The sequence below is a fragment of the Paenibacillus sp. ClWae2A genome (genome assembly GCF_032452295.1).
Taxonomy (GTDB): domain Bacteria; phylum Bacillota; class Bacilli; order Paenibacillales; family Paenibacillaceae; genus Paenibacillus.
In genome coordinates this window covers 90,950-117,389 of record NZ_JAULSQ010000004.1, presented here as the reverse complement: position 1 = coordinate 117,389, position 26,440 = coordinate 90,950, and the positions used below count along the sequence as shown (strand labels likewise).

Annotated in this window: 24 protein-coding genes; 15 read left to right on the top strand and 9 right to left on the bottom strand. The window is 47.3% G+C overall.

Features of this window, described 5'->3' with window-relative positions:
• Positions 1-447 precede the first annotated feature (447 nt).
• The 3 genes from QVE09_RS15255 to QVE09_RS15245 all read left to right on the top strand — a co-directional run bounded on the left by QVE09_RS15255 (position 448) and on the right by QVE09_RS15245 (position 3,971).
• On the top strand, positions 448-2,409 hold the full coding sequence (locus QVE09_RS15255) for an anaerobic ribonucleoside triphosphate reductase (protein WP_315937466.1): 1,962 nt from the start codon (positions 448-450) through the stop codon (positions 2,407-2,409).
• Positions 2,406-2,915 (top strand): anaerobic ribonucleoside-triphosphate reductase activating protein, encoded by a 510-nt coding sequence (gene nrdG, locus QVE09_RS15250; RefSeq protein WP_315937465.1) that lies wholly within the window; start codon positions 2,406-2,408, stop codon positions 2,913-2,915. The genes QVE09_RS15255 and nrdG overlap by 4 nt, the downstream gene beginning before the upstream one ends.
• Before the next feature lie 216 nt (positions 2,916-3,131).
• Positions 3,132-3,971, top strand: coding sequence for a methyl-accepting chemotaxis protein (locus QVE09_RS15245; RefSeq protein WP_036612816.1), 840 nt, complete (start codon positions 3,132-3,134; stop codon positions 3,969-3,971).
• A 95-nt stretch (positions 3,972-4,066) separates the two neighbouring features.
• Here the strand turns inward: QVE09_RS15245 and QVE09_RS15240 are convergent, their stop codons facing one another.
• Positions 4,067-6,889 carry a glycoside hydrolase family 3 C-terminal domain-containing protein gene (locus tag QVE09_RS15240; RefSeq protein WP_315937464.1) on the bottom strand — a complete coding sequence of 941 codons (2,823 nt, stop codon included), beginning with the start codon at positions 6,887-6,889 and terminating at the stop codon, positions 4,067-4,069.
• 369 nt (positions 6,890-7,258) lie between these two features.
• Here QVE09_RS15240 and QVE09_RS15235 point away from each other — a divergent pair, with 369 nt between their 5' ends.
• From QVE09_RS15235 to QVE09_RS15215, 5 genes are all read left to right on the top strand, one after another.
• Positions 7,259-8,803, top strand: a complete 1,545-nt coding sequence (locus QVE09_RS15235; RefSeq protein WP_315937463.1) for an FAD-dependent oxidoreductase — start codon at positions 7,259-7,261, stop codon at positions 8,801-8,803.
• 297 nt (positions 8,804-9,100) lie between these two features.
• Positions 9,101-9,430 carry a PadR family transcriptional regulator gene (locus QVE09_RS15230; protein ID WP_315937462.1) on the top strand — a complete coding sequence of 110 codons (330 nt, stop codon included), beginning with the start codon at positions 9,101-9,103 and terminating at the stop codon, positions 9,428-9,430.
• Positions 9,423-10,016, top strand: coding sequence for a DUF1700 domain-containing protein (locus QVE09_RS15225; protein WP_315937461.1), 594 nt, complete (start codon positions 9,423-9,425; stop codon positions 10,014-10,016). The genes QVE09_RS15230 and QVE09_RS15225 overlap by 8 nt, the downstream gene beginning before the upstream one ends.
• Positions 10,013-10,912 (top strand): DUF4097 family beta strand repeat-containing protein, encoded by a 900-nt coding sequence (locus QVE09_RS15220; protein WP_315937460.1) that lies wholly within the window; start codon positions 10,013-10,015, stop codon positions 10,910-10,912. The genes QVE09_RS15225 and QVE09_RS15220 overlap by 4 nt, the downstream gene beginning before the upstream one ends.
• A gap of 77 nt (positions 10,913-10,989) precedes the next feature.
• Positions 10,990-11,709, top strand: coding sequence for a 3-ketoacyl-ACP reductase (locus QVE09_RS15215; protein ID WP_315937459.1), 720 nt, complete (start codon positions 10,990-10,992; stop codon positions 11,707-11,709).
• Positions 11,710-12,003: 294 nt separating this feature from the next.
• Here the strand turns inward: QVE09_RS15215 and QVE09_RS15210 are convergent, their stop codons facing one another.
• Positions 12,004-12,543: a helix-turn-helix domain-containing protein gene (locus QVE09_RS15210; RefSeq protein WP_315937458.1), complete on the bottom strand. Its 540-nt coding sequence runs from the start codon at positions 12,541-12,543 to the stop codon at positions 12,004-12,006.
• Between the two features lie 67 nt (positions 12,544-12,610).
• Entirely contained in the window at positions 12,611-12,976 is a 366-nt protein-coding gene (locus QVE09_RS15205; RefSeq protein WP_315937457.1) for a glyoxalase superfamily protein, read from the bottom strand.
• Between the two features lie 227 nt (positions 12,977-13,203).
• Between QVE09_RS15205 and QVE09_RS15200 the strand changes: the two genes are divergently transcribed.
• The 6 genes from QVE09_RS15200 (at position 13,204) to QVE09_RS15175 (ending at position 18,670) form a co-directional block, all read left to right on the top strand.
• The gene (locus QVE09_RS15200) at positions 13,204-13,878 is read left to right on the top strand and encodes an alpha/beta hydrolase (RefSeq protein WP_315937456.1); all 675 of its coding nucleotides are present in this window, start codon (positions 13,204-13,206) and stop codon (positions 13,876-13,878) included.
• Positions 13,878-14,648 carry a DODA-type extradiol aromatic ring-opening family dioxygenase gene (locus tag QVE09_RS15195; RefSeq protein ID WP_315937455.1) on the top strand — a complete coding sequence of 257 codons (771 nt, stop codon included), beginning with the start codon at positions 13,878-13,880 and terminating at the stop codon, positions 14,646-14,648. The genes QVE09_RS15200 and QVE09_RS15195 overlap by 1 nt, the downstream gene beginning before the upstream one ends.
• A gap of 460 nt (positions 14,649-15,108) precedes the next feature.
• Positions 15,109-15,705, top strand: coding sequence for an SMI1/KNR4 family protein (locus tag QVE09_RS15190; protein ID WP_315937454.1), 597 nt, complete (start codon positions 15,109-15,111; stop codon positions 15,703-15,705).
• Between the two features lie 143 nt (positions 15,706-15,848).
• Positions 15,849-16,850 (top strand): cation diffusion facilitator family transporter, encoded by a 1,002-nt coding sequence (locus tag QVE09_RS15185; RefSeq protein WP_017691803.1) that lies wholly within the window; start codon positions 15,849-15,851, stop codon positions 16,848-16,850.
• A gap of 172 nt (positions 16,851-17,022) precedes the next feature.
• The gene (locus QVE09_RS15180) at positions 17,023-17,919 is read left to right on the top strand and encodes an Abi family protein (protein WP_315937453.1); all 897 of its coding nucleotides are present in this window, start codon (positions 17,023-17,025) and stop codon (positions 17,917-17,919) included.
• 250 nt (positions 17,920-18,169) lie between these two features.
• The gene (locus tag QVE09_RS15175) at positions 18,170-18,670 is read left to right on the top strand and encodes a hypothetical protein (protein WP_017691802.1); all 501 of its coding nucleotides are present in this window, start codon (positions 18,170-18,172) and stop codon (positions 18,668-18,670) included.
• 297 nt (positions 18,671-18,967) lie between these two features.
• Here QVE09_RS15175 and QVE09_RS15170 read toward each other — a convergent pair whose 3' ends face one another.
• The 4 genes from QVE09_RS15170 to QVE09_RS15155 are packed head-to-tail and all read right to left on the bottom strand — an operon-like array spanning position 18,968 to position 22,754.
• Positions 18,968-20,041, bottom strand: a complete 1,074-nt coding sequence (locus QVE09_RS15170; protein WP_315937452.1) for an ABC transporter substrate-binding protein — start codon at positions 20,039-20,041, stop codon at positions 18,968-18,970.
• Positions 20,038-20,847, bottom strand: coding sequence for an ABC transporter permease (locus QVE09_RS15165; RefSeq protein WP_062836831.1), 810 nt, complete (start codon positions 20,845-20,847; stop codon positions 20,038-20,040). Before QVE09_RS15165 ends, QVE09_RS15170 begins: the two co-directional genes overlap by 4 nt.
• Positions 20,822-21,655 carry an ABC transporter permease gene (locus tag QVE09_RS15160; protein ID WP_017691799.1) on the bottom strand — a complete coding sequence of 278 codons (834 nt, stop codon included), beginning with the start codon at positions 21,653-21,655 and terminating at the stop codon, positions 20,822-20,824. Before QVE09_RS15160 ends, QVE09_RS15165 begins: the two co-directional genes overlap by 26 nt.
• Positions 21,645-22,754, bottom strand: coding sequence for an ABC transporter ATP-binding protein (locus QVE09_RS15155; protein ID WP_315937451.1), 1,110 nt, complete (start codon positions 22,752-22,754; stop codon positions 21,645-21,647). The genes QVE09_RS15160 and QVE09_RS15155 overlap by 11 nt, the downstream gene beginning before the upstream one ends.
• A 255-nt stretch (positions 22,755-23,009) precedes the next feature.
• On the opposite strand from QVE09_RS15155, the gene QVE09_RS15150 reads away from it, so the two are divergent.
• Entirely contained in the window at positions 23,010-24,350 is a 1,341-nt protein-coding gene (locus QVE09_RS15150) for an MFS transporter (protein ID WP_315937450.1), read from the top strand.
• A 49-nt stretch (positions 24,351-24,399) separates the two neighbouring features.
• Here QVE09_RS15150 and QVE09_RS15145 read toward each other — a convergent pair whose 3' ends face one another.
• Both QVE09_RS15145 and QVE09_RS15140 read right to left on the bottom strand, forming a co-directional pair.
• A complete protein-coding gene (locus QVE09_RS15145; protein ID WP_315937449.1) occupies positions 24,400-25,611 on the bottom strand; it encodes a nitric oxide synthase oxygenase in 1,212 nt (403 codons plus the stop codon).
• 127 nt (positions 25,612-25,738) lie between these two features.
• On the bottom strand, positions 25,739-26,218 hold the full coding sequence (locus QVE09_RS15140; protein ID WP_017691795.1) for a Dps family protein: 480 nt from the start codon (positions 26,216-26,218) through the stop codon (positions 25,739-25,741).
• Positions 26,219-26,440: the final 222 nt, after the last annotated feature.

Genomic DNA, 26,440 nt, shown 5'->3' with positions numbered 1-26,440 from the left:
CTGTATATCAGAATGTTTAATCACGTACAAGGGTTCATCAAGAATCCGAATAGCTGTCACAATCTATACTTATATGATTAACACCGTAAAAGTAAAAGAGAATCATACTGCCTGCCGATAGCCCGTTTTTGGACAAAAGCAGGTCTTGAACTGATGGTTTAATAACGGAAAATGGTTTGCAAATCGCCTTTTCAGCTTGATTAAAGTCCATCTTGTACAACTTCGAATATTATCCTTGCAGGATAACTAGAAATTATACGCTTCTACTCAGGCTTTGGAAACCTTTATCCGCAGCAATTAAAGGAAAGTCCACTCGGTCCAATAAGTTGTGTGACCATTATCACACCCAAAAAACCACATATAGTTTATAAATGGATAATACGAACCTACATATAGTGTTATGTGGAAATTGAATGATAACCAAAATCATTTTAGGAGGAACCTTACATGAACATGCTTGAGCATGCCACTCCACCGGCATCCGATCTATTATCCGACCTGGGAAGACGAATTATTGGCGCAGAAGACGCCGATACGCTGAGGGAAAATGCGAATCTGAACGGGGACTCCTTCAGCGGCAAGATGAGCAGGCTCGGTTCGGAGACAGCCAAGTGGCATGCTCTGCGTCATGTGTTGCCGGAAGAGCTTGCCCAAGCTGTGGAGAATGGGGATCTGTATGTACACGATCTGGATCAGTATGCACTCGGAACAACCAACTGCATCTTTATACCGTTTGACCGTCTCCTTGCTGCGGGTTTCAATACAGGCAATGGATCGGTTCGCACACCTCAGACGATCATGTCTGCAATGGCCCTGGTTGCGATCATCTTCCAATCCCAGCAGAACAGTCAATATGGCGGTGTATCGGCCAATAAGATTGACTGGGATTTGGCCCCTTATGTACAGCGTTCCTTCCGCAAACATTATCGCAAAGGGCAACGCCTCTTTGGTGAGCATGCCCTGCTCGAGGATGAACAGCTTCATCTGGACAGTATCGAAGCAAAGAATCAGTGCCCACGTGCATATGCCTTCGCCTATGAAGAGACTGAACTGGAGACAGGACAAGCTGCTGAATCACTGATTCATAACTTGAACACAATGAGTAGCCGGGCAGGTGGTCAGATTCCATTTACTTCACTGAACTATGGATTATGTACATCAGCAGAAGGACGGTTGGTATCACGCTCGTTGCTGGAAGCAACCATTCGTGGCCTGGGCAACGGGGAGACTCCCGTGTTCCCTCAACATATTTTCCAATGTAAACAGGGGATCAATCAGGCTCAAGGAGAGCCGAACTATGATTTGTTCCGGCTCGCAGTCACCTGTTCATCCCGGCGGATGTATCCTAACTTTGTCAATGTGGATGCCTCTTTCAATCTGCCTTTCTATCATCCGGAAGATCCGGATACGATCATCGCAACTATGGGATGCCGCACACGTACACTGGCAGACCGGTTTGGTCGCAATCGTCAAAGTGGTAAAGGTAATCTGTCCTTCAACACCATTAATCTCGTCAAGCTGGGTATTCGGTTTGGCATCTGCCAAGGTGCCAGAGCTGTCGCTGACCGGGCCGGTTTTTATACTGCTTTGGAATCCGTGATGCATAATGCTGCTGACGGACTGTTGCATCGCTACCGTATCCAGACAGCACAGCCTGCCAAGGCATCGGACTTCATGATGCGGGAGGGTGTATGGGAAGGTGGAGAACAGCTTGGCCCGAACGAGCCGGTTGCCGATCTATTAAAGCATGGAACGTTATCGCTTGGTTTTATCGGTCTCGCCGAATGTATGACAGCTCTGTATGGGCGCCATCATGGGCAGGACCCCCATGTGCATCGCGAAGCGCTCAACATTATTCGGAACATGAGAGAGTTCTGTGATCGGATGAGCGAGCAGCATAACTTAAATATCACACTGTTCGCCACACCTGCTGAAGGGTTGTCGGGCAAATTCACGAAGATTGACAGAGAGCGATACGGCCTAATTGCCGGGGTTAATGATCGGGAGTATTATACGAACTCATTCCATATCCCGGTATACCACACTCTCCCAGCTTATCGGAAGATTGAACTGGAGGCCCCGTTCCATATGTTATGTAATGCGGGTGCAATCTCCTATGTGGAGCTTGACGGAAACGTTCGGGCCAACACCGCAGCTTTCCTGCGAATTGTACAGTATGCACTGGCGCAGGATATCGGTTATTTCTCCATTAATCATCCGATTGATCGCTGCCCTGCATGTGGTTTTGAAGGCGTCATCGGTGATGTATGCCCAGGCTGTGAAGCCCACGAGAATCATGTACACTTCCAACGGTTACGCCGCGTAACTGGCTATCTGACCGGAGATTACAAAGTACGCTTCAATGCTGCGAAGCAGGCCGAAGTGCAGGATCGGGTGAAGCACCGGTGAATCTGTATGGTTACATCCCGGAATCGGTAAATGAAGGGACAGGCCTGCGTGCCGTGTTGTTCATCAGCGGTTGCCGTCACGCCTGTCCGGGCTGCTTCAGTCCGGATTCATGGAGCTTTCGAGCGGGTGAGCCCTTTACAGAGGAGCGGCAGCAGCAGATTCTGCATGAAGTGACGACCCATCCGTTGCTGGACGGCGTTACGTTGTGTGGTGGTGATCCCTTTTTCTCGGCAGCAGAATGTACATCCTGGGTTCAGCAGCTCCGCGCTGCACGTCCTGATCTGACGGTATGGGCCTACACGGGATTCGAATATGAAGAACTGATTACCGACCCTGCGAGAGCGGAGCTTGCCCGATTGTGCGATGTCATTATCGACGGGCGATACATTGAAGCAGAGCGTGATGTCTCCCTTCCCTTCCGCGGCAGCCGGAATCAGCGTTTGATTGATGTCAGTGCAACACTAGCCACTCGAACCATCGTTACAATGCAGCTCAGTATGCTGTAAACATTGGTTTTATCCCCCTCACCAATTAGTAAAGCACGGGTCCCCGCGGACTCGTGTCTTTTTCGCGTATAGCCGCCTTCTTTAAAGAAATGAGTTTTATCCATTCTCTCTATTTTCTTCTCTATTGCATGACGATATATAATATAGGTAGTTAGTAATTTAGCGTTTAAAATTTAACCGTTTACATAAGGTAACCAGGGAGGAATCATCTTTTATATGGATATTGTTCAAGCATTAATTACATGTATGCCTTTCTTTCGAGATACGATTCGTCAGGATGTAACCCTCTCCGTTATTGATCATGAGAAATTTCTATATTTCTCAGCAGGGGAATCGTTAAAGCAACTGAATTATCAACCCGGCGACCCTCTATTGGATGGAAATCGAAATTTTGCTGATCTCAACGGCGGTACAGTCAAACGATTCGATCACTATCCTAAAGATTTATTCGGTGTTCCTTTTGACGTGGCTTTTATTCCCATTAAAAATGAGAAAGGTGAAGTCATCGCCCTGTTTAACCTGCTCTACAGTATGGATGACCAGGACCAGCTGCAACAGCTCATGGATGCTACCGAAAATCTGACCAACCAGTTAATTGACAGTGTACAGCATGTAGCTGCACACTCCGAGGAACTCAGTGCCACAACCGAAGAGATCCGGAACAACTCCAAACAAGCCGTACAGAAATCAGGAAATGTCACTCAGGTTGCCAGTTTCATTCGTGAAATCTCCGAACAAACCAATCTGCTCGGCTTGAATGCAGCCATTGAAGCTGCTCGTGTAGGGGAAGCTGGTGCAGGTTTTGGCGTTGTTGCCAAAGAAATTCGCAAACTGTCTGTGGATACCAAAGAAGCAACGGCGCGGATTGAAGATTCTCTTCTCTCGGTTCGGCAATCCATTCAAGGCATGGAGAATGAACTTGGTGAGATCACTGCAAGCTCCCAAGAGCAGGCTGAACTCGTAAACAATTTTATGAGCACAATTGAACAGCTGAATGAAACCAACAAACAATTGAAGCAATTTGTGCAAAAAATGATTACGTTTGACGGAAAATAGAAATACGTTTGATGAAGATAAAAAATGCGTTTGATAGAAAACAACAAACAAAAGCCTCCGAATAAGTTCGGAGGCTTTTTCATGAGTTATTTGACTTAACGAATCTCGAAGTGACTGATGCGCACACCTGCAGACAACACAATGTATACATCCTGCGCACCTGATACACCCGTGAGTTCAGCCTTCACGGTAGACCACTGCTGGGCTTCACCTTGCGCCAGTTCCACACGTCCTGCGAGCGTACCGTCTGGTGAACCGAGTCGAACTTCTAACACAGCACCTGCTTGTTCTGCAGAGACACGCGCTCCAATTGCTGCTGCCCCACTACCCAGATCGGCATCCTTGAAAGCAATCCATCCTTGCTCGCCAACTACACGGACAGCACTTCCGCCCTCTTTGCTCTCATCCAGATCAACACCCAGGTAAGCATCATAATTCTCAGCACGAGTAGCCACACCCAGATTACGGGCAGGGATTGTCTCTCCTTCTACCGTCAGGTCTGCAACCAGTTGGACATCAGAGGATGACTTGGCAACCATGATGGAGTAAGTTCCACTTTCCACGACATAACGATCACGAGTTACATCCCAGATTGCCAGTTCCTGAACAGGCAAGGTGAAGCTGACTTTCACTGTACCTCCCGCTTCGATATGAAGACGACGGAATCCTTTTAACGTTTTGAGTGGACGTTTCACCCGGGATTTGCCTGCACGAACGTACAACTGTACAACCTCGTCGCTGGCAATTGAACCCGTATTGGTTACATCTACAGTTACCGTAACGCTGCCCTCTGTACCCACTTGAGCTGGGCTAAGTTCCAAATTGCTGTATTTAAACGTTGCATACGTCAGACCATGTCCAAACGGATACAATACATTACCTTCAAAATATTGATACGTACGACCGGATTGAATGATATCGTAATCCTTGATGTCGGTCAGTTGATCTGCTGATTGTACCCATGTCATGTTCAAACGGCCTGCTGGCGCATAGTCGCCATAGAGTACGTCTGCTACTGCGTTACCCAGTTCCTGTCCTGCGTGTGAAGTGTACAATACCGCCGGGATGTTCTCCTGAACCCAGTTGGATGTGAACGGATAACTACCCACGATAACGACTACCGTGTTCGGGTTCGCGGCATAGACTGCTTCAACCAGACGTTGCTGGGATTCGGCGAGATCCAGACTTGGACGATCAATCTCTTCTTTACCATTGATAAGCGGATTGTTACCAACAAAGACAATCGCCGTTTCTGCAGCCTTGGCAGCTGCTACCGCTTCCTCAAGTCCATTCACAACCACATCCTGCTTGAATGTCTCTGTGGCACCAAAGGTCTTCAGTTCTTCGGATACTGCAAATGCATCGTTTCCGCCATTAGGTGCAGTCACCGTTTTTCCATTCCAAGTGGTCAGACCTACACTTCCGTCCTGTTGTGGCAACAGGTGGAATACTTCCTTCACGAACCAGCCGTACACTTCATCTGCGGAAGCCGTTACGGTCTCTTCATCTGTGGTCAGATATTTGCCGTTGCTTTCCGCCTGTAAGGTATAACTTCCGAAGCCCCAGTCGGACACCATGAACGTTTCCGCTTCTCCCGAAGCAATAACAGGTGATTTCTCACCATCCGCCAGTCCAATCTTCTTCCCATTCGCCACGGAAGTTAACGTAATACGATCATTACCATCCTTGAACGCCACTTTGTCGTTGCCTACTTTGCCACGGATCGCCTCAAGTGGGGATACGTTATACGGCATGGTGCCTGCATACCAGTCACGATAGACCGTTCCACCCAATTGACCAATCACAGCCACTTTACCAGCTTTTGTTTTGTCCAACGGGAGCGTGCCTTTGTCGTTTTTGAGCAACACCACTTGTTCTCTGGCAGCTCTGAGGGACAATTTTTTTGCTTTCTCCGTCATCATGGACTCTTCACCAATAGCCGCATATGGGTTGCCTTCTTCCGGATCGAACTCTCCCAGACGGAAACGCACACGGAACGTATTAAACAATGCCTTGTCGATGTCATCCATCGTGAGTGTACCTTGTTCCAACCCTTCACGCAGTGCCTGTTTGGACAGCTCAGCATCATCGGTGATGCTATCAATTCCTGCCTTTACGGACTCTACCGTACCCGGTGTGTGGGAATCATAGTATTGATGATCGTTCTTGATGCCCATTACGTCGCCTGCATCACTGACAATGAAACCATCCATGCCCCATTCGCCTTTGACAATCTCGTTTACAAAAGGATGCAGCAACGCTGGTGTACCATTAATGGAGTTGTACGCCGTCATCATGGACTGTGCGCCGCCTTCCTTAAATGGCTTCTCGAACGCCTTTAGATAATATTCACGCATGTTACGCGGATCAATGCTGGACGAACCGCTTACACGATCCACTTCGTTATTATTCGCAAGAAAATGCTTCAAAGTAGCTACCGCTTTGTAGTACTTCGGATGGTCGCCCTGAATTCCTTTGACCAATGCTGTCGTCAGCTCGGCTGTCAGTTCCGGATCTTCACCATACGCCTCTTCATTTCGTCCCCAGCGCGGGTCACGTTCCATATCTACAGTAGGTGCCCACAGCGTAAGACCGTTCGCGGCCGGATTTCGTTTATAAAATACACGCGCCTCGTCTCCGAGCACGGAGCCAATCTCCTTCATCAGATCCGCATCCCATGTGCATGCAAGTCCCACCGGTTGTGGGAAAGATGTTGCTTCTCCAAGCCAGGCCAAGCCGTGGGCCGCTTCTGTACCGTGTTTGTATGCAGGCACACCCAAGCGTTCTACTGCCGGCTGATACTGCAGCATGGATTCAATTTTTTCATCTTCAGTCAAGCGGGATACAAGGTCCTTCACCCGGATGTCTAACTCTAGTGCTGTATCCTGAAACGGATATTTCGTTTGGTTGGTCTTCATATGGAATCTCCTTTGGTTATCGGTAGTTAATTAAAATGATAGCGAATACATATCTTATGAAAAAACGGGGGTTAATTCGGATAAAATCTTTCTTCCGATGGACAGATTAATCCTTTTATAATCAACGTTTACAGGTATAAAACTTGATCTCCTTTTCAAAACCTAAAACGATTTCGGTAATCCTATCATATAGCATGTTTAACAAAAAAAATAGAGGTTTTGTGCAGGAAATTGTGAACATCCCCCCTGCAAAATCTGAACAGCACCGTTTTTTCCTGGCATAGTCTGGCAATCATGAATATGAGTACAACGATGTGCGCTGAACAACACCCCATGCGATAGATTGAAGATAATCAAGGAGGAAAAAAAATGAGCGACAATCAGCAGCCCAAGACGGGTCTGCCCCCGGTCCCCGAATCGCTGTGGCGTGCTACGCATCAATTCGATGCCTATCCAAAACTGACCGAAGATATCACCGCGGATGTAGCGATTATTGGTGCCGGTATTGCCGGGATCACTACAGCCTATCTGCTCGCGCAGACGGGTATGCGTGTAGTCGTGCTAGAAGCTGGAAAAGTATTGGATGGCACGACCGGTCATACCACTGCCAAGATATCTGCACAGCACGGCGTCATATTTGATGAAATTATGCATCACTTCGGACAAGAACAGGCTCGGATGTACTATGAAGGCAATGCCGATGCCGCGAAGTGGATGCGCAATCTGGTGAAGGAAAAACAGATTGATTGCCAGTGGGCAGAGGAAGATGCCTACGTCTACATTCAATCGGAGGAAAACATCAAAAAACTGGAGATCGAGCTGACCGCCTATGGCAAACTCAATATCCCTGGTGAGTGGGTAGACCCACTCCCTATTCCAGTTCCCGCAAGGGCAGGTATTCTCATGCCGGGTCAGGCACGGTTTGATCCGTTGGCCTACCTGCACTACTTGCTCGATTCCGCTGTGAAACAAGGGGTTCGTATCTATGAGCATACCACCGTAACCGATGTGGAGGAGGATGCTTCCCTGCATGTCAGAACCTATGGAGATGGCCCATCCGTAACAGCGGAACATATTGTCGTGGCTTCTCATTTTCCCGTCTATGATCCCGGATTTTATTTCACACGATTACACGCCGAACGATCCTACGCTGTATTAGTCGAACCGGAGAAAGCCTATGCGGGTGGCATGTACATCTCGGACGATACACCGTACCGCTCCTTGCGTACCGTCTTACATGATGGTAAGGAACTTATCCTCTTTGGCGGTGAAAATCACAAAACTGGACAAGGCATCTGTACCTTTGGTCATTATGAACGCCTAGAGCAGTTCGCAGCAGAGACATTTGGCATTCGCAACATTCCTTTTCGCTGGTCAGCCCAGGATCTGATCTCCATCGACAAGGTGCCTTACATCGGACCGATTACCGGAAGACATGAACGAGTCTATGTGGCGACCGGGTTTGCCAAATGGGGAATGACAACTGGCACGATGGCAGGACACCTTCTTGCAGATCGCATCACTGGACGTGACAACCCTCATGCTGCCATATTCGATCCGGCAAGATTCAAGGCCGATCCTGGTATGAAACACTTTATTGTGGAAAATGTGAATGTAGCAAAGGAATTAATCTCCGGTAAAGTAGGCATTGTGCATAAAAAGGTTAGCGATATTGGTGAAGACGAAGGAGCCGTCGTTCGTCATAATGGCAAACGTGCTGGCGCCTACAAGGACACCAGTGGCAAGCTGTTTCTGGTGGATACCACCTGCACCCATCTGGGTTGCGAAGTCGAATGGAACGAGGGCGAGCGTTCGTGGGATTGCCCATGCCATGGTTCACGCTTCGATTATGCAGGCCATGTCATTGAGGGCCCTGCTGTGGAAGACCTTAAAGTTCTGGATGCACAAGAATAACCCACATCTAGCGATTAACCTGTAAACCAAAGAAACAAAAGTTCATCTCACAGACCGGATCGGAATCCGCCTCCAGACGGAAGTAACCGATCCGGTTTTTGCGTATGCTGAATTATAGCTAAACAGACAGCTTCAGCTAAGCAACAGTATTAAAACAAACATATTATCGATATATCATGATCAGGACCTATTTTAAAATCACTACCTTGCATTAAACAGTACCGGATGCTATGATGACTTCACCACTACTGAATAATATACACTAGCTATAAATGAAGCTACTAAGGAGGAACCTGTGTGAATGTGAACATCCAGTTCAAAAAAGGAGTATTGGAGCTGTGCGTCCTGGTATTAATTAACCGCCAGGATCGGTATGGCTACGAACTGGCTCAGGCGGTCTCCAAACATATCGAAGTTGCTGAAGGTGCACTGTATCCCTTGCTTCGCCGGCTTGTAAATGACGGTTACTGCACCACCTATCTGCAAGAATCAAGCGAAGGACCGCCGCGCAAGTATTACCGACTGTCCGATACAGGTCGCGACTACATGACGGCACTGACGACAGAGTGGAATGATTTTGTGCGCAATGTCGCAAATCTGATTGAGGAAGGAACTCACAATGAATAGACAACAATTTATGCAGGCCATGGAAATTCATCTACGGCCGATGGAACCGCAGGAACGGGCTGAATTGCTCGCAGATTATGATCAACATTTCGAACTTGGGCTCAGAGAAGGCAGACTGGAAGAAGAGATCGCTCGGGAACTGGGACAGCCGGAAGAGATCGCCAAGGAAGCACTCGGTGATCGTTATGACATTCATACGCCGGGTTCAGACGCGTTCTATGCACCGACGTATCGCGAGATGCGATCCCCCAGAAACAGCACCAGAGCCACTCGCAACTTCTTCACAGCCGTTGGCCTGTTATTCCTGAATTTGATACTTGGCATTCCTCTTGGTCTCACGCTATGGTCAGTATGGCTTACGCTCGCCAGCCTGTCCTTACTGGTATTGGCTCCTGTGGCAGCGGTTGTGGACTTTGTATTCCTTAGCCAACTCGATAAAGCAGAGATCTTCGTTGCGATTGGGGCCTTCGGTGTCGGCATTTGTTTTGCCATCGCATCGAAGTATGTTTTTAGAGCCTTCAAAAACACTACTCTTCAATACATTCAATGGAATAAAAATATGATGAAAGGAGATGTTTCCTCATGAGTACCAAGAAATGGCTTGCGCTTGCCGTGATATGTATCGGAATAGGTTTACTTGGGACATCCATCTATGGCGTTCAGTTCGGGGATGAACGGGAGCATTATTCTAAACGATGGGATTTCAAAGCAGATGAATTGCAGAACATTATCATGAATGCTAATTTCAGTGCAGATATTGAATTTGTCATAAGCCCGGATTCGAATGGTTATATCGAAGTGGATGGTAAATGGGACCCTGCCGTAGTCAAAAGCTTCGAACAGGCCACCATATCCAACGGCACATTCCATCTGGCACAGACAGAACGTGAACGATTGCAATTTTTCACCCTGTACTGGAATGATCAAGACTCCACAATAACCGTTGCCCTGCCTGAAGGACACCAATTAAATGAGGTTAAGCTGGACTCCTCTTCAAGTGACTGGGATCTAACGGATCTGAGCGCCCATCAGCTTGAGCTGAATAACACCTCAGGTTCCATACGTCTAGCAAACATCAAGGTACCCAATATTGAGTTGGCTCTGACTTCGGGGGACATTACCGCTTCCATGATTAATGGAGACATGACCGTGAAACAGACATCCGGAAGCTTCACTGCTGATCAGGTAGTTGGTCAAGTAAACAGTAAGATTAAATCAGGAGATATTGAGATCACTGAATTAAACGGTGCAGCCGATGTTCAATTCACTTCGGGTAGCATTCATATTGAACAGTCCCATTCCGCCCCGATTAATGCGTCTGGAACATCAGGAGATATTTTCATTCAAGCTGCACCCGATTTTGACGGAATTTATGACGCCAAGGCTACTTCCGGAAGTGTCGATGTACCTGAATCGCCAATGGTGAGCCGGGAAGTGATCAAGGCCCGTACCTCTTCTGGCAGCATCGAGATTACCAAATAATGATGAAGCAAATTTCCGAACTGTGGGTAATATAGTATAATCAAATGCCAGTCCAATTCTAAGGAGGAATTACCCACATGGAACTTAAAAATAAAACAGCTATCATCACAGGTGCCGGTAAAGGTATCGGTCGTGCGATCGCTGAAGCACTTGCCAAAGAAGGTGTGCACCTCGGCCTTATTGCACGTACCGCTTCCGATCTTCAGGCTCTGCAACAGTCTCTTAGTCAAAAATACGGTGTGAAGGTAACCAGTGCTGCAGCAGATATCTCGGATCGAACACAAGCGGAAGCCGCTGTAGCAGCTATTGAGATGGAACTTGGCGCGGTGGATATCCTTATCAATAATGCGGGGATCGGAAAGTTCGGAACGTTCATGGAGATGGAGCCGGAAGAGTGGGAACGCATCCTGCATGTTAACGTTATGGGTACATATTACGTCACACGCGCTGTCCTTCCAAGCATGATCAAGGAAAGTAGCGGCAGCATTATCAATATTGCTTCCACTGCAGGTGAGCGCGGATTCGCTACAGGTTCGGCATACTGTGCATCCAAGTTTGCGTTACTAGGCATGACTGAATCTCTGATGCAGGAAGTGCGTAAGTCCAACATTCGTGTGACTGCACTGACACCAAGTACAGTCAATACGGAGCTAGCGACCAATGCCGGACTGAAAATTGGCGACGAAGATCGCATGATGCAAGCGGAAGATGTAGCTGAACTTGCACTCGCAACGCTCAAGCTGTCCGACCGTGTCTTTGTCAAAGCAGCAGGCATCTGGACGACCAATCCACAATAGCCAGAGTGCTTCTGATTTTTCTAACGAATCTCTCGCACCTTATTGTGCTCTTTTGCAGAAAATGAGAAACGTAACGAATCTCAGCGACGTTATTTCGCCAGAAGTCTGTGGAATGTAGACAAATTACACACACAGCAGTGAAATAAAGCGTCTGAGATTCGTTACATCTCAAAATCTGCTTAAAATGATCTAATAGGGCTCACTCAGTTCGTTAGAAATATTAAAAAGGACGTTCCCGTTGTACATGTATGCATGTTCGCATGTTCATGACTTGGAAGCCGTCCTTTTTTTATTCTACAAATGATCCAGACCCAATTCTTTGGACACCGCAATGAGCACCACCGCAGGTTCCTCACCGATATTGGTCACTTCATGGGGCACTATCGCATTCCAGGTAAACGAATCTCCCGCTTCCAGAATTTCCACATCTTCACCTTGTTGCGCACGAATCATGCCCTGCAATAAAAGATGACTCTCTTCTCCCGCATGTTTGCTTACCCCGGTCGATGCACCTGGCGGCAACTCCACAATGGACATACGCATCGCACCTTTGGCTGTAAGATGCTGCACTTTGATCTGTCCGCTTCCGGCCGTTGTTTGCTTGCGCTCGTTCTTACGTACCACATTCATCCGTTGCTCCGGTGTCAGCAGCAAATAGGGAAGTGGCACTTCCAGATAATCCGCAATACTTTCAAGCGTAGCAATGGAAGGTGACGTTTTGTTATTTTCTACGTTGCTGATAAAACCTTTGGACAACCCCGTTCCCTCGCACATCTGCATGATCGTAATCTGTTTCTGCTTGCGGATCGTACGAATAGCCAAGCCAATATCCATATCGCGTCCCTCCCCTTCTATTGATCTATATCAGATACCAGGCGTAATCTTAGCTATTCCAGGTTATCTATTCGGCGCTTGCCTCAACAAATATAATCCGATTACCAAACGGATCGGTCACGGTCATCTCCCTTGAATTCCAAGGGGTCTCCTCGATACCGGGTCTCGCATGTTTGTACTCTTTCTGACGAAGTGTACCATGTAATGCATCCAAGTTATCCGTTTCCACGCGCAAGGCAGCTCCAGGTGTACAATCTCCATGATGTTCGGACAGATGAATCACGATGGAATCAAGCGAAACCTGCATATATAAGGGCATATCCGGTTCGAATCGATGTTCCCAATCCAATTGAAAACCCAAGTATTCAAGGTAGAACTCTTTAGCTTTATTTTCATCAAATATTCTCAAAATAGGCACGATACGCTTTAACATCCTGATCACGTCCTTGGGAATAAGATATGAATCCTTCGCAGTGACTTATCTATTAACTGTTTTTAACTTTTCTTATAAACAACATATATTCATCATACAAAAAAAGTATTGACCCTACAATCAAACCATGATAAATTTTGTTCATAAATAAGAATATTTATTTCATATTAGTGAACTTTATCGTCGGGTCGATATATTAACTCAATCCTCATCAGGTGGTGTTTTCAATGAATTCTCCTTATATACATGAAGTCCGATTACCGTCTCAATACAATCCAGATCAACGTTATCCTGTCATTTTCGCCTTACATGGAATGGGATCAGATGAACAGGATATGCTTCGATTAATGGAGCCTATGCAGTCTGATTTTATTATTGTTGCCATCCGTGGGCCTATCGTTCAGGGTAGTGGTTATGCTTATTTTCAGATCAAAAGCATCGGCAACCCCATCCGTGAATTGTATGATGCCTCCGTTCAGGGACTGCAACAGTTGATTGTTGATCTGTCCGCCAAATATGCTATTGATCCCACGCGGCGTTATATCGCCGGATTCAGCCAAGGCGCCATTATGGCGATGACTTTATCGCTGATTATGGGAGATGCCATTAAAGGCATTGTAGCGATGAGTGGGTACATCCCGCAATTTGTGAAAGACGAGTACAAGCTGCAACCCGATTCGGAGCTGTCTGTGTTCATCTCGCATGGGGATCAGGATCATCTATTCCCGCTGCAACTGGGCGAAGATAACGCCGATTTCTTTCGTCAACATACCGATCACGTCACATATGTACCTTACAACGGTGGACACCAGGTGACCCCCGATCTATATCAACAATTCCAACACTGGCTTCGGACGGATGCAAATCTGACTACCGAAGACCCGAAAGGACTGAATTCATAATGATGCCATCTCTGTTTATTGCTCACGGTGCCCCATCACTGGCACTGGAGGAGAATGTGTACACTGAATTTTTGCAGAAACTTGGACAGGAACTGCCAAAACCTAAAGCAATCGTATTGTTCTCTGCTCACTGGGAATCCACAACTCAGCTTGTATCCTCGGTAGCCAATTATGAAACCATCTATGATTTCGGCGGTTTCCAGCCAGAGCTGTACCAGATCAAGTATCCGGCTCAAGGGCAGGCAGAAACCACTGCCGAAGTGGAGCGTTTATTCACAGAAGCCGGGATTCCGGTACAGACGGATGACATTCGTGGCCTGGATCACGGCGCTTGGGTTGTTCTTCGCCTACTCTACCCAGATGCGGATATTCCTGTAATTGCCTTGTCCGTGAATCGCTATCTGACAGGTGAGCAGCAATATCAGGTCGGACAAGCGCTCGCTTCCTTGCGTGAGCAAGACATTCTGGTCATTGGCAGCGGAGGAACCGTCCACAATCTACGTCGATTGAACTGGGAAAGTAACGGCGTTGACCCGTGGGCATCAGAGTTCGACAACTGGCTGCATGACAAGCTGGTGAGCTGGGATACGGAGTCTCTCTTCTCCTATGATAAACTGGCACCTTCAGCTCAAGCCGCCGTGCCTACGCCGGAGCATTTTGTACCGCTGTTACTCGCCATGGGTGCGGGAGATCAGAACAAGCGGGCATCACTCCTGTTCAAAGCCTATCAGTATGGTAACCTGAGCTTGTCCTGCTGGAAGTTTGATTAAAGAGGACTCTATAAAACGAACTAAAGTATTTACACTCGCTACTCCGATGACAGAACAACCTTCCGATCGCTGTTATCCCCAGATTTTTTTATTTACTTTATATATAGGTGAAAATCTGGGGATAAGCGTATGCTTCCGATGTAGCTTTCTTGCAGAAAGCTTTTAGGCGAACACTTCGCTTCTTCAGGTTATTTCTGTCCTCTACGTTTTCGTGTAAAAGATTAGTTTCATTTATAAAGTAGATAAATAATTAGCGTGGGTTACAGGGATTGCCCCTGTAACCCACGCTTTATTTTTTGTTACCGCCTATAAATAATGAGACCATTGTTGCATGTAAGCAAGGACTCCGGTTTCTTGTGTGCTTTTCCGGATTATAACTATAATATGAGGTGATATCAGGCACAGTTTGCTCGCATATCACTCACCATATTATCTGAATAGCTCATACGGAGGGAATTGGATGCCAGAACAGCGTATATATGAATTGATGGATGAACTGGATATGTTGCTGGAGGAGAAGGTACAAGATGAGGAAAACCGGGAGCTCTTGGAGGCATATCGCGAGTTTGAAGGCGTGACGGATGAGCAGCTCGACGCATTCGAGCAGGAACACGGTATTCGATTACCTGCTGATTTTCGTGCGTTTTATAAACGTAAAAATGGGAGCGGTTATGCCTTTCACGTCTTGTATCCAAGCCTCGAGGAAGGACGAGAGTCCGAGCCATTTTACCTGTTATCCCTGGAAAAGATTCAAAAGGAGCAGTCCACGCTGGTGGAGAACCGCATGGATGATTATTTTACCGAAGAAGAGATCCGTGAGCTTGATCCCCGAATCAAACCCTACCTTTTTCAAAAGAATTGGGTTACGTTTGGCATGCTTGGAGGTGGCTCACTGTATCTGATGTTCGATTTTGATCCGACAGAGCAAGGAAGGGTTGGGCAAATTATTATGTACGTACATGACCCGGATTTTGTATATTATGTCGCTGGGACGTTTACGGAACTGTTGGAACAGTCCAACCGGAATTTACGTGCCTTGGAGGCCATTGAGTACTGAGATGCACATGATGATATGACCTTTTTTGCATAATGCTGGGATATGTCAAAGCGGTTATAATAACATTTAGTGGAAATGCACATGCTGTATAGATAAACTGCCTTTTCTACACCTAATACATTGATCTGGGAGGAACACACGAAGTGGCTGAACAACCGAAGTCTGAGAGCTTTATGTCTCTCGTCAAAAAAGGAAACACATCCTCCGCCGTAGCGATGGCAGGTAATGCTGTTCTTGCGGTGTGCAAAGGGGGAGCCTTCCTATTCAGTGGCAGTGGCGCCATGTTCGCTTCGGCGATGCATTCACTCGCTGATGCCATTAACCAAGGGTTTGTCTTTGTCGGAAGTGTGTTGTCCGAGAAAAAACCTACACGCCGCTTCCCGACCGGATTCGGACGGGTCATTAACATTTTCTGCATGATCGCCGTGATTGTTGTTACCATTATGGCGTATGAAACGATCCATGAAGGCATACATCTGTTGCAGCATCCTGTTGGTCATACCGGCGGTCTCTGGATTAACATCGGAGTGCTTGTTCTGAACATTGTCATTGACGGGGCCATCCTGATCAAAGCCATGAAGGAAATCCTCAAAGAAGCACGCGCACCCAAAGCCGCCGGATTGGCCTTGGTCCCTGCTGCCATCAAAAATGTAGGCCGTGCTGCGCCACCAACCCGTCTCGTATTCTACGAAGATGTTGTAGCAGTACTCGGTGCGACACTCGCCTTGATCTCCGTTGTAGTCATTGCATTAACCAATTTTGCATTGCTCGATGGCATTGTGACAACGATTATTGGATGTCTGATGATCGCTGTAGCCTTCCGTGTCGGTTACGATAATATGATCGGATTGATTGGTGTAGCGGCTCCTCAGGATATTGAGGACAAAGTGTCCCAAACCATTCTGGCAGACACACACGTTGCCGACATTCAGATGATGCGTATCATTCAGGAAGGCCGTTATTATCATGTTGAAGGTCTGATTGAGTTGACCAAAGGACTCAGCCTGGCTGATGCAGATGACATCAAGTTCCGTATTCAGGAGAAGTTGATGACGAACCCCGACATCGCCGACGCTGCCATCTCCATTATTGAGGATGACGGTGTGAACAGCTGGGGCAAGAAACATTCGGATGTGGTGAAATAACAAGCTTCGCTTTGGATGACTCAGCTTTACCATTCAGTAGTTGCTCAATTTAAGTTTAACTGTTGACTAAACAGTCAACGAATCGTATATTGTTAATAACAGATCTCGCCCGCACCTCTGCTTATGCATGTGGAACAGGGCGAGACATTTTTGCGTTATGGGGGTATTTTCCTTGCCAGATGATGTTCAGCTACGTGAAATGAAAGCGCCTACTACATATGAAGAACAGCTCGAAAAGTTTAAAAACCGAAAAATGACAATTGAAAATGATGTAGAAGCGATTACAATCCTGAAACGCATTCACTATTACAGGTTTACTGCATATGCCTTAACTTTTAAACAGGATACCTCGGACAACTACATTGAAGGAACGACTTTCAACAAAGTGTATAAGCATTATTTGTTTGATGCAGCCCTTAGAAATCACTTTATGAAGATTGTCGAGTACATCGAGATTGCCTTAAGATCACAGATTTCATACAAGCTCGCCCACAAGTACGGTGCTCTTGGATATACGAATGCCGCTAATTTTTCTAAAATTCAATTTCACCAACGTTTTATGGAGGATTTGCAAAAATGCATTCAAAAACAGCACAAAGAAGTGCTTATTGCTCATCATAGAGAGAATTACCAAGATAGATATCCTATCTGGGCGGCCTTTGAAGTCAGTACAATTTCTATGATGTCCTCACTCTATAAAAATCTCAAAACGTCTGACAAAAAGTCTATTGATCGAGAATACTACCCTTCTCGAAACATAAGTTATAGGGAACTTGAGAACTGGTTCCACGTCTTAACTGTTTTTAGGAATAGATGTGCTCACTACAGCAGACTTTTTAATTATAGAATCCCTGTTACCATAAGATACACACGAAATGATGAATTATTAGGCTTAGACAAAGCCTTTCTTTTTGGAGCTATCTACAATGCGAAGTACCTGATAAAGGATAGAACAATCTGGGATAGTTGGGTGACTGAGCTATCCTCATTAATCGAAGCTCACACTATAGTTGATATATCCCTTTTGGGATTCCCTACAAACTGGGAGCATCTGCTACGAAAGCAATGATAATTCTCTCTTGCAACATGCAAGCCTAAATCACATTTTTCTGTGTAACTTGTTCACCACCGTTTGGCACGGATTGTTTGCATGAAAAAGCGGCTGAGCATCTTTCGAACCTAGACTTTGGTCTAGGTTCATTTTAACTCCAAAGACGGAGGATAGACTTTTCCAGTTCATGGTATGCTGTGAATAACAAAGTAATTGCTCTACATACAACCGTTCAGAAATTGATCTTGTATTGATAAGGAGAGATATTATGGCTAAACGTACGATCCTTGCGCCTGTTCTCATTTTGCTGGGCGTGTACCTGATTCTGAACCAGGGAGGTTCACTCGGTCCGGGTACAATCTTCGCGACCTTCTGGCCCACGTTATTCGTGATTCCACTAGGACTGTTCTTCCACTGGCTCTACTTCTCCATGATTGGCAGAGGGGTTGGACTGCTGGTACCCGGTGGATTGTTGCTCACGGTTGGTATTGTCTGTCAGATCGCCATGCTGTTTAACAACTGGGGTACGATGTGGCCGGGCTTCATTCTGGCTGTAGCTGTTGGTTTGTTTGAATTATACTGGTTCGGTGGTCGGAACAAATGGTTGCTGATCCCGATCAACATTCTAACGGTTATATCACTGCTGTTCTTCGCCGTGATGTCGATTGGCACGATGCTGAGCAGCTTGAGCTTTATCCAGCCTTTCGTGGCGATTGTGTTGATTATGGGTGGGGCTTGGATCATGGTGGGTCGCAAAAAGCGCATGTAACCCTTTATTCGTTTCCACTTGATCACTGCGGTGACAGAACAACTTCGGATCGCTGTTATCCCCGGATTTTTTTGAATCCCATCTGAAATGGGAAAATCCGTTGATAAAGGCGACCGCTACGCTTCCTTCGTTGTTTCTGTCCCCTCCGTTAACGTGTGTATGAAAATAATATAACCTGAGCTTTTGCTCTGAAGTAGGTAAAAAAAGGGTTGCTGCCCGTCATTCAATTGAAATGACGAGCAGCAACCTTTTTGTCTTTTTTGCAAATCTAACGAACTGTGCACACGTTATTGGCGGTTATTTGCTGTGCATTTTAAACTCCAGGAACAGGTCGTTATAATGCGAGAGCATTTTTTTGCCCAGATTATCGTAGACCTCAAGCTTACCTGTCAGTGTCTCGTCTGGATAGAACCGTTCATCCTCGGAGATGTCCTCTGGCAGCAGCTTAAGCGCCTCGGCGTTTGGAGTGGAATACCCGACATATTCGGCATTGCGGGCGGCATGTTCCGGGTACAGCATGAAGTTGATAAACTGGTGTGCCCCTTCAATATTACTCGCCGTCTTTGGAATAACCATGTTATCGAACCAAAGGTTCGAGCCTTCTTCCGGCACCATGTAATCCAGCTTGTCGTTCTCATCCATAATCTCGGATGCATCCCCGGACCAAACGAGCCCAACGGCTGCTTCCTCATTGGCGAGTAACATTTTGATCTCGTCACCCACAATTGCTCTGACGTTTGGTGTCAATGTAGACAGTTTCTTCAGCGCTTCTTGCAGATGATCTTCGTTGGTATCGTTAAGGGAATACCCGAGACTGTTTAATCCCATACCAATGACTTCGCGTGCACCGTCGAGGAGAAGGATCTGGTTTTTTAGACGTGGGTCCCAAAGGTCATTCCAGCTATCAAACGTCAATCCATCCACCAGCTCAGGATTGTACACAATTCCCACCGTTCCCCAGAAATAAGGGATGGAGTACTTGTTACCTTCATCAAAGGACAAGTCCATGAACCGCGGATCAATGTTGTCCAGATGGGTTAATTTGCTATGATCGAGTGGAACGAGCAGGTCTTCTTCTTTCATTTTGCTAATCGCATATTCGGAAGGAATCGCCACATCAAACGTAGTACCGCCCTGCTCAATCTTGGTCAGCATCGCTTCATTCGAATCAAACGTCTGATAAATGACCTTCATGCCAGTCTCATCCTCAAATTCCTTGAGCAGATCCGGGTCGATATAATCTCCCCAGTTGTAGATGGTCAGCGTGTTGCCGCCAGAATACCCCTGACTCTTGTTCAGATACGAAGCCAGAATCATCAGGGCAAAAGCGGCCACGAATACAAGCGCAAATGTCCGTACCAGTTGCTTCATGGACGCAGCCCCTTTCCTCCGGGTGGTATCCGTGTTGCACGGCGGTTAATGAAGTAGTATCCAACCACCAGCAGCACCGTGAGCAGGAATAACAGGGTAGACAACGCATTGATGGACAACGATACGCCCTGCCTTGCTCTGGAGTATATCTCTACCGAGAGTGTGGAGTATCCATTACCCGTGACAAAGAATGTTACCGCAAAATCATCGAGCGAGTACGTCAAGGCCATGAAGAATCCGGCAAAAATACCTGGTTTCACGTATGGCAGCACCACACGCGTCAGAATCTGCCATGATCCAGCACCCAGATCGCGTGCCGCATCCATTAATGTTGGGCTCATCTCCTGCAGCTTTGGCAGGACCATGATCACGACAATGGGTACGCTGAATGCGATATGAGATAGCAGGACCGAAGTGAAGCCCAGTTTGATTCCAATCATGGTGAACAGAATCAGGAACGATGCACCAATGATGACATCCGGACTAACAATCAGCACGTTATTGAGTGACAGCAGGGTGTTCTTGGTCCGTTTGCGACGCACATGGTAGATCGCCAGTGCTCCTGCTACACCTAGGATCGTTGAGATCGCCGATGACAGGAGCGCAATGATAAATGTATTTAGCACAATGATGAGCAGCCGTGTATCGGCGAACACCTCTCTGTACCATTCGAGCGTGAATCCTTCAAAGCTGCGCATGTGACCGCCGCTATTGAAGGAGTAGAAGATCAGGTACGCAATCGGTGCGTACAGTATGGCGAATACAACGGCCAGATAGACGTTAGACAGCTTTCCGTTTCTTCCCATTACGCACCTCCTTCTTGCCTGATCCAGTCAGGAACATAATAATCGCCATCGCAATAATCAAAAAGACGGCAATCGTTGAACCCATCCCCCAGTCCTGGGTGACGAGAAAATGCTGTTCGATCGCTGTTCCCAGCGTAATTACACGGTTCCCCGCAATGAGGCGGGTAATCATGAACAGAGACAGCGCAGGAATAAATACAGCCTGACAGCCTGATTTCACCCCGCTAATGGTCAGCGGAAAGATAACCCGGCGGAAAGTCAGCCACGATGAGGCACCCAGATCCCGCGCCGCATAGATCAACGATGGGTTCATTTCTTCCAGCGCATTGAAGATCGGCAGAATCATGAATGGAATGAAGATGTACACCGAGACAAAGATAAAACTGAAGTCGGTGAACAAAATCTGCTGTGTGCCAATCCCCACAACTTCAAGCAGGGAGTTGGTCAGACCATACGTTCCAAACAGGCCGATGAAGGCATACGCTTTTAACAAGAGATTGATCCAGCTTGGCAGAATGATCAGCAGCAACCACAGCTGCTTATGCTTCGTCCGGGTCAGCATATATGCCGTTGGATACGAGATGAGCAGCGAGAACGCCGTAATCAGAAATGCATACCAGAACGAACTGAGCGTCATCTGCAAGTACACCGGTGTAAAGAACCGGGCGTAGTTGCCAAACGTGAAGTTACCTTCCACATCGAAGAATGAATAATAGATGACCAGCAGAACCGGCGCCACAACAAACAACACCATCCATAATACATATGGAATCAGATACGCATTGCGTGTGCTGGCTTTAGTCTGCATGAGCGGCCTCTTGGTAGGCTTCGAGTCGTTTGTCGAACTCTTCCTCGGTCTCGTTAAAGCGCATAACGTGTACAGCTTCCGGGTCAAAATAAAGTCCAATCCGCGCACCGACAACGGCTTTCTTCGTTGAATGAACAAGCCACTCATTGCCCGCATCATCGTATGTGGATATTTCGTAATGCACCCCGCGGAATAACTGGGAGTCCACATTGACCTTGAGCTTGCCTTGGTCTTCGGTTGTAATCTCCAGATCCTCTGGACGAATGACAATCTCTACCGGCTCATCCGGCTGGAGACCCTGATCGACACACTCGTGCTGTGCGCCAGCAAATTCCACCACAAAGTCCTGCTTCATTTTGCCCGATACAATGTTCGATTCCCCGATAAAGTCTGCTACAAAGCGGTTAATCGGCTCATCATAGATATCATTCGGTGTACCACTCTGTTGAATCACGCCGCCATTCAGGACAAAGATCTCGTCGGACATCGCCAAGGCTTCTTCCTGGTCATGCGTAACAAAAATGAACGTGATGCCCAGTCGCTGTTGCAACTCGCGCAGCTCGTACTGCATCTCAGTCCGAAGCTTCAGATCGAGTGCTGAGAGCGGCTCGTCCAGCAGCAAAATTTCGGGTTCGTTCACAATTGCGCGTGCAATCGCAACACGCTGCCGTTGTCCGCCAGACATTTCACCAATTTCGCGGTTCTCATATCCGGACAGATTGACGAACTTGAGGGCTTCCAACACTTTGCTGCGAATTTCAGCCGTTTTCATCTTTTTGATCCGCAAACCAAAAGCTACGTTCTCAAATACATTCAAATGTGGAAATAACGCATAATCCTGAAATACGGTATTCACCTGCCGCTGGTGGGCAGGCACCCGGTTGATGAGCGCACCATTAAAATAAATACTGCCCTGTGTCGGCTCCGCAAAACCGGCAATCAGCCGCAATATCGTTGTTTTCCCGCAGCCCGATGGGCCAAGAAGCGTATAAAATTTACCCCGCTCAATCTCAAAGCTGACTGCCTTCAATACGGCTTCATCCTGATCGTATTGCTGAGTCACCGCTTCGAAGCGGATAATCGGTTGTTGTTCTAACATGCTTCACATCGCCCCCTTATACTTGAGGTACCTCTTAATTCTGTACACTTTCGTTCATGCATCCTTATAGATAACCCATCTATTATATATGATTCAGGTATATCCGCAATGGTTTTGATGTAAACGCCGCGTGTCATTTCTTCTTATTTTTTAAAATTCTGCATACATTACGGGTAATGTCGATAATACGTACCCATATGGAGTAAATGAAACACGTTTGGGATTCCATTTTATGTGTGAGAGGAGTCTTGGCTCTTGGATATTCGTCGTAACCTGCCTTTGCTGATGACCATTTGTTTCTTAAGTCAGATGGGAGGATTCATGATCCTGCCCCTGTTTCCTTTGTTTATTGAGGAATTCGGCCTGTCCGGCTGGATGATGGGGGTTATTTTTGCACTTTTTTATGTGGGGAAAGTGATTGGTGGCGTTCCTGCTGCGGCAATTTATAAAAAGCTCGGAGGGAAAAATGCGCTCATCCTGATGCTGATCCTGCTCGCTGTCTGCATGGGCGGCTTCGCGGTGTCTTCCGCTGCGGTGTTGTTCGGCCTGCTCCGACTGCTGCAAGGACTCGCTTCCACCGGGCTTACTGTCGTTGTGCGATCCATCATCGGAGATGGGGGTAATGTAGACAACCGCGGCCTGTACAATGGGTATATCAGCAGCAGTGAGGGCGGCGGTATGGTACTCGGTCCGGTCATAAGTGGCTGGCTCGCGCTGCACTGGCCCTTGTCGGTTCCTTTTCTGCTCGTTACCGTCTGTTGTCTGATGGCCGTGGTCGCTGCGATGGGGATTAAGACGACGTCACAAGCTAGGGCTAATCATGAATCTGGGGGGACGTTAAGTGATTATCAATTAGAAGAACCTTTGGCTACTGTGAACCAAGAACCTCTGGACAACTTAACACATTCACTACTCTCTACAGATGACGTTTCAGATGATGACACTATTATTGACTCCCCTGTTGAGTATACCTCCCTATTCAATCAAGCTCCCGAATCAACAACGATTGGCCCAACTACAGAGTTTACACAACGGCAACAGCTGATTGGCTACGGTACAGTACATTTTCTGGAGATGAGCGCCTATGCGGTATTCCTCACCTATTTTGCACTGTATGCAGCTCACATCATGCATTGGGACCCCTTTGCAACCAGTCTCGCCTTCACCGTCTCAGGGATCTCTACGCTTGCTGCTGCCCCATTTGTCGGTTATCTCTCTGACCGGATGGGCGATCGTTTGTTGCTTTGCATGCTCGGTATGTTCCTGATTGGAATCGAAGTCGCTGTATTTCTAAGCACGTCCTCCCATCTATGGGTCTACGTTGGCATGCTGATTGGCGGGGTTGGCGGTGCATGTTACATGGATTCGTTCTTTGCTCATATTGGTGATCATATCCCGGATGAGAGTCGAAGCTCCGTTATAGGCAAAATTGTCTCTGCGGCCGAGATCGGCTCCATCGTATCTCCACTGGTTGCTGCGTTGCTTACGGAAGTTGGCTCGCTGTACTCCGTGTTTGTGTTCAATCTGGTGCTGATTGCTGCTGCCATTGTAGTTCAGGCTGTGATGCGAAGTCGGTATCGATTGAAAGAGGGGTAGTTCTTCGTTTGATAAAAAAGGATCACAAAAAATAACCCGCCTGCACAATTTAATGTGCAAACGGGCATTTCATTGGTGCATCTCCGGCCTGTGGCTGGTGATTCTCTACCTGTGCATTCTGCTGCTCGCTATTTCGCGGCTCTGCGGCAGATGCCACGCCATCTTTCAGGGTATACGCCTGATCCTGATGTAAAAAGTTCGGCTTCACAATCTCATTACGATAGGAGCTGTGGAAAATATGCGTTGTCGCCGGAGATACCGGCGGAATCAGCCACACCCAATCCCCGGTCAACTCACGCCCAGCCTTCTCTTCCCGCTGTTCAAACATAGCAAATTGCGCTGCCGCCGTGTGGTGATCCACAATGCTCACGCCTGCTTTTTTGAACGAATGCAGCACAGCTACATTCAGCTCCACCAAAGCCCGGTCCTTCCACAATGTCGTTTCACTCGACGTATTCAATCCAAATGCTGCTGCCACCGCAGGCAGCTTGTTATACCGGAACGTATCCGCGAGATTACGGGCGCCGATCTCTGTACCCATATACCAACCATTGAATGGCGCTGCCGGGTAGGATATACCGCCAATCTCCAGTCGCATATCGGCGATCATCGGTACACCGTACCAGCGCATGCCCAGCTCCGCAATCTCCACTCGCTCCGGGTGTTCAATCATCACTTCCACAATCTCTTCTTCGGGTACAACATACCACTCTGGCGCTTGTCCTTGTGCCTGAATAATAAGCGGTAATACATCATATGAGGTACCTGCCCCCTGCCAGCCAAGTGACATCGCCGCCTTGGTCAGTTCCACCGAAGCAGGATCTCCAATAATGCCTTGCTCCGTCTCATATCCTGCATATCGAATAAGCTGATGATTCCAGAGACGTACCGGAGCTCCATTCGGCCCATCCGGTGGAAGGATAGTAATCATCGGAATTACTTTGCCTCCGTTGGATGCCACATGAATATGATTCATCACCGCATCCGCTGCCGTTCCTGCCGTATCGGCATGACGGGCATCCACGATCCGAAGTTTGTCCCAGAACAGCCGTCCGATGCAGCGATTACTGTTCCGCCAGGCCATTTTGCAACCCTGCTCCAATTCCTCTTTGGTATGCACATAAGTACCCGTTACTTCGATCTCGCCCATAACGACAGCAAGCCGGGCCTGCGCGTCTTCACGCGAATAGCCCAGCTCTTCATAACATGTATATATAAACCGTTCAGCTTCTTCCTGCAATTGTTCCAGGTCTGACCGCATTATTCATTCCACCATTCTGTACATCTTGAATGCCATCATTATACGGCAAGCGCACCGGATTTGTAAGCGAACGGACACTTTGTTCACGGACTCTACATATCGTTGTCAGGATGAAGGGTAACCTTGCTTATTTGCCCAAAAATGCGTTTAACATCCAAACCTCTTTATCCAGTGCAGCAGTGAATCCAATCAGCATATCTTCCGTTGCGTTATCTTCTGCTTCTCCTGCTTCGTGAATGCCTTGATGAATCACATCCACCATCGTACGCAGATCAGCAACCACCGACTCTACCATACGCTCAGCAGACAACTGGCCTTGTGCCTCTTCAATCGGAGACAGACGTAACTGTTCACCCATCGTAGCCACCGGACGTCCACCAATAGCCAGCAAACGTTCTGCAACTTCGTCCATATTTGCTGTAGCCAAGTTGTACAGCTCTTCGAATTTGGCATGCAGTGTGAAGAAATGAGGTCCTTGGACATACCAGTGGAAGTTATGCAGTTTCGTGTACAGTACGGACCAGCCTGCGATTTGACGGTTCAGGACATCTTGAAGTGCTGTGGCGTTGTTAGCAAAAGTGTTGTTTCTAGTTTGGATTGTGCTCATGGAATTTATCCCCTCTCGAATATAAAAATAGAATTTGAATGATTGTTATGGACTACTTTGATTCGTTCATTTTAATTTAGACTTAATCTAAATCTTGTTTTAATTATAACACCGCATATCCTGTTTGGGAAGGCTCTGAACTACTCTTTCGAATGAAGATTTCATGAAGCAGAGCTTCATAGAAACGTTGGCACAGACAATTAACAAAATGATGAATGTAAG